The organism is Rhodococcus sp. (in: high G+C Gram-positive bacteria) (assembly GCF_049286785.1).
In the GTDB taxonomy this organism is placed as follows: Bacteria; Actinomycetota; Actinomycetes; order Mycobacteriales; family Mycobacteriaceae; genus Rhodococcus_F.
In genome coordinates this window covers 1-10,860 of sequence record NZ_JBAQEO010000577.1, presented here as the reverse complement: position 1 = coordinate 10,860, position 10,860 = coordinate 1, and the positions used below count along the sequence as shown (strand labels likewise).

Annotated in this window: 8 protein-coding genes; 4 read left to right on the top strand and 4 right to left on the bottom strand. The window is 65.5% G+C overall.

Annotated features, from left to right (window positions below):
* Nucleotides 1-2,916 (bottom strand): UPF0182 family protein (locus WAW17_RS21045; RefSeq protein ID WP_422334853.1); only part of this gene is annotated, 2,916 nt, incomplete at its 3' end.
* A gap of 160 nt (nt 2,917-3,076) precedes the next feature.
* On the opposite strand from WAW17_RS21045, the gene WAW17_RS21040 reads away from it, so the two are divergent.
* Nucleotides 3,077-3,679 carry a PPA1309 family protein gene (locus tag WAW17_RS21040; RefSeq protein WP_422334852.1) on the top strand — a complete coding sequence of 201 codons (603 nt, stop codon included), beginning with the start codon at nt 3,077-3,079 and terminating at the stop codon, nt 3,677-3,679.
* A 4-nt stretch (nt 3,680-3,683) separates the two neighbouring features.
* Here the strand turns inward: WAW17_RS21040 and WAW17_RS21035 are convergent, their stop codons facing one another.
* Nucleotides 3,684-4,706, bottom strand: coding sequence for a PDZ domain-containing protein (locus WAW17_RS21035; RefSeq protein ID WP_422334851.1), 1,023 nt, complete (start codon nt 4,704-4,706; stop codon nt 3,684-3,686).
* A 113-nt stretch (nt 4,707-4,819) separates the two neighbouring features.
* Between WAW17_RS21035 and WAW17_RS21030 the strand changes: the two genes are divergently transcribed.
* The 3 genes from WAW17_RS21030 to WAW17_RS21020 all read left to right on the top strand — a co-directional run bounded on the left by WAW17_RS21030 (nt 4,820) and on the right by WAW17_RS21020 (nt 8,572).
* Complete coding sequence (locus WAW17_RS21030; RefSeq protein ID WP_422334850.1) at nt 4,820-6,205, top strand: zinc-dependent metalloprotease; 1,386 nt, start codon at nt 4,820-4,822, stop codon at nt 6,203-6,205.
* 131 nt (nt 6,206-6,336) lie between these two features.
* Complete coding sequence (locus WAW17_RS21025; RefSeq protein WP_422334849.1) at nt 6,337-7,227, top strand: hypothetical protein; 891 nt, start codon at nt 6,337-6,339, stop codon at nt 7,225-7,227.
* Between the two features lie 7 nt (nt 7,228-7,234).
* The gene (locus WAW17_RS21020) at nt 7,235-8,572 is read left to right on the top strand and encodes an ABC1 kinase family protein (protein ID WP_422334848.1); all 1,338 of its coding nucleotides are present in this window, start codon (nt 7,235-7,237) and stop codon (nt 8,570-8,572) included.
* A 77-nt stretch (nt 8,573-8,649) separates the two neighbouring features.
* Here WAW17_RS21020 and WAW17_RS21015 read toward each other — a convergent pair whose 3' ends face one another.
* Both WAW17_RS21015 and WAW17_RS21010 read right to left on the bottom strand, forming a co-directional pair.
* Nucleotides 8,650-8,970, bottom strand: coding sequence for a WhiB family transcriptional regulator (locus WAW17_RS21015; RefSeq protein ID WP_422334847.1), 321 nt, complete (start codon nt 8,968-8,970; stop codon nt 8,650-8,652).
* Between the two features lie 461 nt (nt 8,971-9,431).
* Nucleotides 9,432-10,860 (bottom strand): ATP-dependent DNA helicase UvrD2 (locus WAW17_RS21010; protein WP_422334846.1); only part of this gene is annotated, 1,429 nt, incomplete at its 5' end.

Genomic DNA, 10,860 nt, shown 5'->3' with positions numbered 1-10,860 from the left:
CTTCTGAAGCCGGGCGAGCGCCGCTCCGTACGCTGCGAAGTCGCCGCTCCGCTGGGCCGAATTCAAGGCCTGCAGCGACGCGTCGAGTTCCGTCACGGCCGCTGCCAGATCTCCCGACGGCGGAGCGGCAGGTGCCGGCGTCCTGGGTGGCGCGGTGCCGTCCGCGCCGGCTCGGACCTCACCCGAGGGCGTATCGGTCGTAGTTTGCTGGTCCGGGCTGGGAGCCGTAGCCACCGATCCGGTCCCCGCGCCGAACACCTGGTTGAGTGCTTCGGAGAGGGTCGGCGCGTAACCGATGCGGATGCCGTTGGTATCGCTGAAACTGACCAGCACCCTCGCGAGCTGGGGGAACGCGTTGGGCGAGTTTCGCTGCGTGTACAGCGGCTCCACGTAGAGAATGCCGCCGTCGGCGATCGGCAGTGTCAGTAGATTGCCGTACTGAATCTTGTTGGACTGCTTGAGCAAAGACAGCTCACTTGCCACCCGCGAGTTGGAGGTCATGGCTGTCTGAGCCTGCTGCGGACCCTGGGTTTGAGTGTCCGTCGGCAACTGAAGCACCGTGAACTTGCCGTAGCCGTCCGGGTCGGCAGTCACCGAAATGTACGCCGACAGCAACTCACGGTTGTACCCGACCATCGGACTGGTCAGTCTGAACTCGGGTTTGGACGTCTCGGGGTCACCGATCAGCACGTAATACGGCGGCTGATTGGCACTCGTGTCGATCGTGGGATCGCTCGGTACGGACCAGAACGCATTGTTGGTGAAGAACTCGTTGGGATCGTCCACGTGGTATTTGGCGAGCATCTCCCGCTGAACCTTGAACAGGTCCTCCGGGTACCGGAAGTGTGCCTGAAGATCAGGACTGATCTCACTCTTCGGCTGGACGGAATCGGGGAAGACGCCCATCCATGCCTTCAGCACCGGATCGTTCTCGTCCACCTGGTACAGGGTGACGGTGCCGTCGTACGCGTCGACGGTCGCCTTCACCGAGTTGCGAATGTACGAGACCTCCTTACGCGGCAGCAGACGTCCGGTGTTCTGGTCGATGCTGTCCTCCACGAGGCCGTCGAGGGAGCTGCGCTGGGCGTACGGGTAGTCCTCGAGAGTGGTGTACGCATCGACGATCCACCGGACCTTCCCGTCGACGACTGCCGGATACACGGTGCCGTCGGTGGTCAACCACGGTGCAACCTGCTTCACGCGGTCGCGCGGGTCACGGTTGTAGATGATCTTCGACCGGTCGCTGATGGCACCGGAGAACAGAATGTTGCGCTCGGTGTACTTGGCGGCGAAGGCGAGCCTGTTGAACCAGTTTCCGATCGGCACGCCACCCGCGCCGGTGTAGGTGTATTTGGCGTCGTCGGTGTCGTACTCCCGGGGCGCCTCACCCTCGGTACCACCGACGATGGAGTAGTCCGGATCCGACTCGGCAATGAGCTCGCCGTAGTAGATTCGCGGATTCTCCACCTGAAGGGCCGGGTCGGCGGCCTGCGTCTTCAGGTCGCTGACCGTGTAGAGCGGGTAGCCGCCCGTGTTGTTCTCGCTGTCTCCCTGCACCGCGGTCACCTGGTTGGCCTGCGCCGCCACGAAACCGTTGCCGTGCGTGTAGACGGTGTGCCGGTTGATCCAGTCCGTCTGGTTGCCGGTCAGGTTGGCCGGTGCGAGTTCGCGGGCCGCCACCACGTAGTCACGAAGCTGACCGTCCGTTTCGTAACGGTCCACGTTGAGGGTCTTCGGGAAGCCGTAGAAGTTCTTCAACTGCTGCTGCGCGGTGAACGTCGGCGAGAGAATGTTCGGATCGAGCAGCCGTGCGTTGGCGATGGTCGTCACGTCCGCAGGAACTTCCTGTGGCTGCTTGGTGGCCACACCCGTGTAGTCGACGTATTCGATCTGGTCGCCGGTGATGCCATACGCCTGGCGCGTCGCCTGAATATTGCGCTCGATGTACGGGCTTTCCTTCTGGGCGGCATTCGGCTTGACCGAGAACTGCTCGACCACCAGGGGCCAGACCGCACCCACGAGAATGGACGACAGGACGAGAAGCACCGTTGCCATCGCCGGGACGCGCAGGTCGCGAAGCACAATCGCCGCGAAGAAGGCGCCCGCACAAATGACGGCGATGGCCAGCAGAATCAGCTTGGCCGGAAGGACGGCGTTGATGTCGGTGTACCCGGGTCCCGTGAACGTGGGTTCCTTGCGTCCGCTCGACAGCAGTGAGTAACGATCGAACCAGTACGCCACCGCCTTGAAGAGAATGAACGTGCCCGCGAGAACCGCCAGCTGAATTCTGGCCGCGTTGGTCAGCGCACCACCACGACCGGCGAGCTTGAGACCGCCGAAGATGTAGTGCGTCACCAAACTCGCGAAAAACGCCAGCAGGACCGCGACGAACAGCCAGTTGAGGGCGAACCGATAGAACGGCAGGTCGAAGGAGTAGAAGCCGACGTCCAGGCCGAACTCCGGATCCTCGACCCCGAACGACCCACCGTGGAGGAACAGCTGCACCGTCACCCAACTGGACTGCGCTATCAGACCTGAGAGCAATCCGACCCCAACAGGAATGGCCACACCGAACAGGCGCAGACGGGTCATCACCGTGGTGCGATAACGCGCCACCGGATCATTGGGACCCGAGACCGGCACGAACACCGGCCGCGACCGGTACGCGAGGAGTAGTGCCAGCCAGACAATTCCGCCGACCACCAACCCGACGATCACGAAGAGCAGCAGCCGGGTGACGAGGACCGTGGTGAAGACTTCACGGAATCCGACCTCACCGAACCACAACCAGTCCGTGTAGGTGCTGATCAGCCGCGGACCCACCAGCAACAGGGCTGCCACGACAAGCGCCAGCACCAGCAGCACTCGACTGCGTTTGGACAACGACGGTAAACCTGCGGGGGGCCGCATGCCCACGTGCCACACTCCAAGAACTCGGCGGCGCTGACGCGCCGCGATCAACTGCACCGTACAGGCGTCCACACCCTGCCCTCGGATGTGACCGTTTCGTCCCACTCTACGTAACGCCGTGGGGATCCGACCGTGGGTCCGGTTCCGACAGTGCGAAGATGAGTCCGTGAGTGAAGAGAATGTGAACCGCTCGGCCGACGCGCTCGCCCGCTGCGTGCGTGAAGTCGTCGAATTCGTCGATGCGGGCGGCTGGGATCAGCCACCACAGATGTTCGCATTCGTTCCGACCGAACTTCTGGCCGCCGCAGAACCCAGCCTGCTCGACCAGCTCGCAGACGGCGCGGAACTGACACCGGTGGAACAGGATCCGTTCCCGGACGACATCGAGGGCGGCACCCGTGCGCTCGACGAGTTCCTGGCGACCACCAGCTGGCCCGATTCGGTGGTGGGATGCGCACTGGTCCAGGAGATCGTGGTCCTTCCCCCGGAAGCCGAATCCGACCTCGACGATGCCCTCGTTCCACTTCTGTCCGACCGCGATGCAGCCGACGATGCGGCCCGAGCCGCAGCCGAATCGCATCCGAACCGGACATCGGCCCGGTTGGTCGCCGCCGTCCTCCGCGACGGACCGTCCCTGTGTCTCCTTCAGTTGCGGCCCGACGAGGACGCGGATCCCTACGGCGCGATCGAACTCCTCACCTACGAGGATCTGGCGCCGAATCTCGTGAGCGCCCTGTACGCCACCCTGGAGGAGGCCGACGAGGACTGACGAGTCAGCAGGTCGGTACGTCGGCGCCCTTGTCGAGAGCTTCGAGGGCATCCACTGCTCCCTCGAGGTTCTCGACCTTCACCAGTCGGAGCCCGTCCGGCGAATCCTGCCTGGCCTCGTCACAGTTCCTGGCGGGCACCAGGAACGTCTCGGCGCCCGCCTCTCGCGCTGCGATCAGCTTGTACTTGATGCCGCCGATCGGCCCCACGTCGCCGTCGGAATCGACCGTGCCGGTGCCCGCCACGAACTTTCCGCCGTTGAGCGGGCCGGGACTGAGTTTGTCGATCACGGCCAGGGTGAACATGAGCCCGGCGGACGGGCCGCCGACATCGGCAAGATTGAACTCGATCGTGAACGGCACGTTCGGGACTTCCTCCGGTGAGATGCCGAGGTAGCCCTTCGATTCGTCGTCGGGCCGGGCACCGACCACCACAGGAACCGTTGTCTCCACGCCGTCGCGCAGGACTACAACCGCCGTCTCCGTGTTCGGCGCGCTCTCCGCCACGACCTCCTGGACGTCCTCGACGGTGGCGACGGGCGTGCCGGCAACGCTGATCAGGACGTCTCCGGCGCGCAGGGCGTCCTTGGCGGGTCCCTCCTCACCGACGGTGGCCACCCGGAGCGTCACGGGTTGACCGAGATAGTGCAGCGCCGCCAGTTCGGCGCTGTCCTCGGACTGCTGGAAGTCGGCGTCGTTCTCCTGCTTCACCTCGTCCTTCGACTTGTCCGGCGGGTAGACCTCCTCACGCGGCACCACCCCCTGGCGTCCGCTGGCCCATAACCCGAAGGCCTCGAATACATTGAGATTGTCGCGGACCGCCACCGTGGTCATGTTGAGGTTGCCGGACGTCTCGTCCACATCCGTTCCCTCGATGTCGACGACCTCCTCGCCGTCCACTTCGCCGAGTGTGTTGAAGGTGGGGCCCGGTCCGAGCGCCACATACGGCACCCTGATCGCCGTGCCGAGAAGTCCGAGCACCACGATCGGGGCCAGCGCAGCCAGAAGCGTCACGATCCGTCGATTCACCTGGACCAGCGTAGAGTGCCCGAAGGTTGTTGCCGCTTGCGGCCGGTCCGTGTTCGCGCTCAGCGTGACGGCTCTCGGCCACTCGCGAACCCCGGGCCTTGTACCGTTGAGTCATGAGCAATCTGCCGTTCGGCTTCTCCAGTTCCGACGACGATCCCGACCACGACAAGAATGCGGGCGGACCCGGCGGCTCCGGGCCCGGTGGTTTCCCGCCCGGTGGCTTCGATCCCGCCGCGCTCGGCCAGATGCTCACACAGTTCGGCCAGATGCTGAGCGGGATGGGGTCCTCGATGGGCTCCGGTGAGCAGACCGGTCCCGTCAACTACGAGGTCGCGAAGAAACTCGCCCGTCAGCAGATCGGCACCGTCGCGCCGATTACGAAGGGCAGTTCCGACGCGATCGCGGACGCCTCCCGGCTCGCCGAGTTGTGGCTCGACGCGGCCACCACATTGCCGGCGGGCGCGTCGCGCACCGTGGCCTGGACCCCCGACGACTGGCTCGTCAACACGCTCGACACGTGGAAGCGCCTGTGCGACCCCGTGGCCGAGAAAGTCTCCGGGATGTGGGTGCAGGGTCTTCCCGAAGAAGCGCAGCAGATGGCCGGACCCATGCTGGGGATGATGAGCCAGATGGGCGGACTGGCGTTCGGCTCCCAGCTCGGCCAGGCGCTGGGACAGTTGGCGAAGGAAGTACTGACGTCGACCGACATCGGACTGCCACTCGGACCCGAGGGAGTCGGTGCGCTGCTGCCCGCGGCGGTCGAGAAATTCAGCAAGGGCCTCGAACAGCCCAACCAGGAGATCCTCGTCTATCTTGCCGCCCGCGAGGCCGCACACCAGCGCCTTTACAGCCACGTCCCGTGGCTGCGGCAGCAGATCCTCGCGACCGTCGAGGATTACGCCCGGGGCATCACCATGGATTTCTCCGCCATCGAAGATCTGGCGAAGGGACTCGATCCGTCCGCCCTGACAGACCCGTCGCAGCTCGAGAACATCCTTCAGCAAGGCGCATTCGAACCGCAGACCACTCCCGAGCAGAAGCAGGCCCTCGAACGCCTGGAGACCATGCTCGCGCTCATCGAGGGATGGGTCGAAGTTGTCGTGGGAGCCGCGCTGCACGACCGGCTTCCCGGGGTCGCGGCTCTCAGCGAGACACTTCGGCGCAGGCGTGCCACCGGCGGGCCTGCCGAGCAGACCTTCGCCACACTCGTAGGGCTCGAACTCCGCCCGCGGAAGGTCCGCGAGGCGGCTCAGCTGTGGAGCCGGCTCACCTCGGAAACCACACTGGAGGCACGGGACGGTGTGTGGGCACACCCCGACCTACTTCCCGACTCGTCCGATCTCGACAAGCCCGACACGTTCGTCCAGCGTGTACTCGGTGGCGGCACGAACGGAGACTTCGACAATCCGATGGCTCAGCTCGAAGAGACGGTGGCCAGGGAGCGCGCCGAGGAGGCAGAGCGACGCGACGGTGATTCCGACGAGAAGTCCGAGTCCTGAACTGAGTCCTGAACTTCTGCACGACGCTATCTGTTCCGGGGTTGAAATCCGCAGGTCGGAGGACGTTTCGACCTGTGGATAACCCGCGTCGCGAGGCCTTCGCGCGGACGTGAGGATGCGATCCTGGGCGGGTGACCATCGAACGTCCGCGCAGCTCCGGGCTGGCACTCGACCCTCGCATCCCCGTACTCACCCGTCCCGACGGCCGAATCCAGTTCGGCTGGGATCCCGATCGCGCACTTGTCCTCACCCCACCACCCGGGGTCCGCACCGCAGATCTGCTCGAGCTTGTCCGACTGCTCGACGGACGGCACTCGCGTCCCCACATCCTCTGGACCGCGGTCGGCCTCGGAATGTCCCCGACCGATGTGTCGAAACTCCTCGGCGACCTCGATCGCGCCGGACTGCTCGGTGGCGAACACCCGGTTGCGGTGCCGGCGCACACGATCCGCGTGCACGGTCGCGGACCGCTGTCGGACGCCGTATCGGCCGGACTGGCGGACAGCGGCGTTCGCGTCTCACGCTCGTCCCGCTATTTCGCCGACAGCGAGGCGCGACGATGGAACGCCACCTGCGTGGTGCTCGCCGACGACCTGGTTGCCGAACCCCGGCTCGTGGCGGACCTGGTTCGCAACCGGATCCCGCATCTCCCGGTCCGGCTCCGTGACGGCCGGGGCCTGGTGGGGCCCCTCGTGCTTCCAGGACACACCAGCTGCCTACGGTGTGCCGACCTAGTGCGGTGCAGCTACGACGAGGACTGGCCGCACCTTGCCGCGCAATTGCTCGGCGCGGTCGGGTCCGCCACTCCTGCCGTGGTCATGGCCACTGCAGCGATCGCACTGAGACAGCTCGAGATCGTCCTGTCGGTTCCTCACCGATCGGTGCCGAGCAGTCTGGGTGCCACACTCGAAATCGACCTCGATGCACATCGCCTGGTAACCCGCCGCTGGCCCCGGCACCCGATGTGCAGCTGTGCACAGGTGACACCCCCTGTGGGCGGATCTGATCGACTTCCGTCATGATGGTGTGGTGTCCGACATACCCCGCAGGAGTTCTGCCCGCACCGCCAAACTCGCGAGCATCCCTGTGGGGATCGCGGGTCGTGCTGCGATGGGCTTCGGAAGAAAGCTGACCGGCGGGGACAAGGACGAAATCGACGCCCAGTTGAGCGCGAAAGCAGCCGAACAGCTGTTTGCCGTTCTCGGCGAACTCAAGGGCGGGGCGATGAAGCTGGGACAGGCTCTCAGCGTGATGGAAGCCGCGATTCCCGAGGAGTTCGCGGAACCCTACCGTGAATCCCTGAACAAGCTGCAGGCGCAGGCTCCTCCCCTGCCGGCCCGCGCTGTGCACAGGATGCTGGACCAGCAGCTCGGCACCAAGTGGCGGGAACGATTCCAGTCGTTCGACGACACACCCACCGCCTCGGCGAGCATCGGACAGGTCCATCGCGCGGTCTGGGCCGACGGCCGCGACGTCGCGGTGAAGGTGCAGTACCCGGGGGCGGACGAGGCGTTACGCGCGGACCTCAGGACGCTGGGACGTTTCGCCGGGCTTTTTGCCTCGGTAATGCCCGGCGTCGACGTACGGCCCATCATCGACGAGTTCACCGCCCGCACCGAGGAAGAACTCGACTACCGCATCGAGGCGAACCATCAGCGACGGTTCGCGACAGTTTTCGAAGGCGATCCGCAATTCGCAATCCCCCACGTCGTCGCCAGCGCACCCAAAGTGGTGGTGAGCGAGTGGATGGAGGCAAAGCCGCTCTCGGCAATCATCGCCGACGGAACACCTGAGGAACGCAACGCCGCGGGCGCCCTGTTGGCGGAGTTCCATTTCGCTTCGCCCGCGCGAGTGGGACTGCTGCACTGCGACCCTCATCCGGGCAACTTCATGCTGCACGACGACGGACGCCTGGGCGTCATCGATTTCGGTGCCTCGGCGCCTTTTCCCCACGGGTTACCGCCGGTGCTGGGCGCCATGGTCCGCTTGTCTTTGCACGAGCAGTTCGACGAGTTGACCGAACTGCTGCATGCCAACGGTTTCGTCATCCCCGGCAGAACGGTCACCGACCGGGAAATCGCAGACTACCTGCGTCCCCTCACGGATCCGATTCGCACCGAGTCGTTCCACTTCACCCGTGCCTGGCTGCAGAAGGCCGCGGGAACCGCAACCGACTTCAGCAGTGCCCAGTTCCGTACCGCCAGGGCGTTGAGTTTGCCGCCCGAGTACCTGATGATCTTCCGGGTGCTGGTGGGCTCGGTAGGAATCTGTGCGCAACTCGATGCATATGCACCGTATATGGAGATCCTCACGCGGTGGCTGCCCGGATTCGCCGAAGACGCCCCGGCCGACGAAGACTCCGTCTGACACCACACACGACGGAGGAGTTCGTCCCCGGCAACCCCCGAGGTTGCCGGGGCGAACGCCCCATCCATGAGCATTTGTCACGCGCAGACCAAAGTCTTCACCTTGCGCGGGCGTCCACGAGGACGCTTGCGAGCCACGACCGCTCCCTGGTCGAAGATCTCACCACCCCATACGCCCCACGGCTCACGGCGATCGAGTGCGGCATCGAGGCAACGTGACCTGATCGGGCACGACGCGCACAGCGCCTTGGCCTGCTCGAGCTCATGGGGTGAGTCCGCGAACCACAGGTCCGGATCGTCGGCGCGGCAGGGCAGCTCGCTCCGAGTTGATTCGATTCGGACAGATCCACTTGTGGCGGAACAGCTTTCGGATACCCCTCGGCATGTCATGGTAGACATGTCTTTCTCCTCTGGTCTGGGTGCGACTGATGGTCTTCGGGTTCGGAAGTGATGGCGAGCCAGAGCCGAGGATTCGAGCTGACACTGTGCTCGAACTACAAAGGCCACGGTCCGCGATGCGGGTCCGTGGCCTTGGAAAGACGGTGAGAGCGGTTCTACCGAGGAATTCCTCGTCCACTCCGACGCACGGACCCGACTGATGCTGCTGCACGGCGACGACGGGCTGCCGGCCAGGCAAGTGCCGATGTCGCCTCGGGCGCCTTCACTGCGCGCAGCGCGGAGGCGGCGGCGACTGCCGTCTGATGTGCGGCGTAGATCTTCATGTGCGGCCACCTCCTCTTCTTCTCGTCCCGATATTGAATCGCACCAGGGCTCCCCGCGCGACTCGAACCACGATAGGCAACTCCGTCGAACGTCACAACCTATTTTCTACCTGCGGCGATGCAGGAAGGTGACGCGGTCTACGTCGGAGCGCCGCCCGCCTTGATCACGCCGAGCACGTCCTCGCCGTACTGTTCGAGCTTCTTGGCGCCGATGCCCGGGATGGCAACGAGCCCTCGATCGTCCTGCGGACGCTGTTCGGCGAGAGCGGTCAGCGTATTGTCACTGAACACGACGTAGGCGGGCACCTTCAATTCCCGCGACTTCTCGAGCCGCCACGCTCGAAGCGATTCGAGTAGTTCGACATCCACGTTCGAGGGGCAGCCCTCGCACCGGCCGAGCATCGTTGCGGTGGTGCCGATCAGTTGCTTTCCGCACAGCCGACAGCGGGGACGCTTCTTGTTGCTGCTCGCCGGGGCTGCGATGCGTGAGGCGGGAGAATCTTCCGGGATCAGCCCGAGCAGGAATCGCGAGCGGCGGCGGGACTTACGTCCACCCTCGTTGCGTGACAACGCCCAGGACAGTTGCAGATGCTCGCGCGCGCGGGTGACGCCGACGTAGAGGAGGCGCCGCTCCTCTTCGATCGCCGCTTCGTCCGGCCCGGAATTGGAGTCGCCGAGGACGTGCTGGATGGGCAGAGTTCCGTCGGTGAGTCCCACGAGGAACACCGCATCCCACTCGAGCCCCTTCGCCGCGTGCAGTGAGGCGAGCGTGACACCCTGTACCACCGGTGGGTGCCGTGCCTCGGCGCGCAGGCTCAGCTCACGCAGGAGAGCGTCGAGTGTGAGTTCCGGGTCCTGGGTCAACTGTTCCTCGGTGAGAGCGACGAGCGCCGACAGCGAAGCCCAGCGTTCGCGCGCCTGGGCGCCCGCGGGCTCCGCGTCGGTCAGGCCGAGGGGCGTGAGAACGGCGCGGACCAGTGTGACCAGGTCTCGGCCCACGGCATCCGGCAGGTCGTCCCGTCCCGCCGCCTGGCGCAGCGCCGCCACCGCCTGACGTACCTCGGTCCGGGTGAAGAAACCCTCCCCGCCGCGCACCTGGTAGGGAATGCCGAGGGTGGTCAGCGCCTGCTCGTGCACCTCGGATTGGGCGTTGATCCGGTACAGCACCGCGATCTCGGCGGCCGGCGTTCCGGAGGCGATGAGTCGCTTGACGGCCCGCGCCACGCCGGCTGCCTCGGCAGGTTCGTCGTCGAACTCCATGAAAGTTGGCTCCGAGCCGTGCTCGCGCTGACCGACAAGCTGCAGACGGGTGCCCGCGATCCGGCCGCGCGCAGCCCCGATCACCCGGTTCGCCAACGACACCACCTCGGGAGTGGACCGGTAATCACGTTCGAGGCGGACGACGGTGGCCTCGGGGAATCGCCGGGAGAAGTCGAGCAGGTAGTGGGGTGTGGCGCCGGTGAAGGAGTAGATCGTCTGATTGGCGTCACCGACCACCGTGACGTCGTCCCGCTCGCCGAGCCAGGCGTCGAGTACCCGCTGCTGCAGCGGAGTCACATCCTGGTAC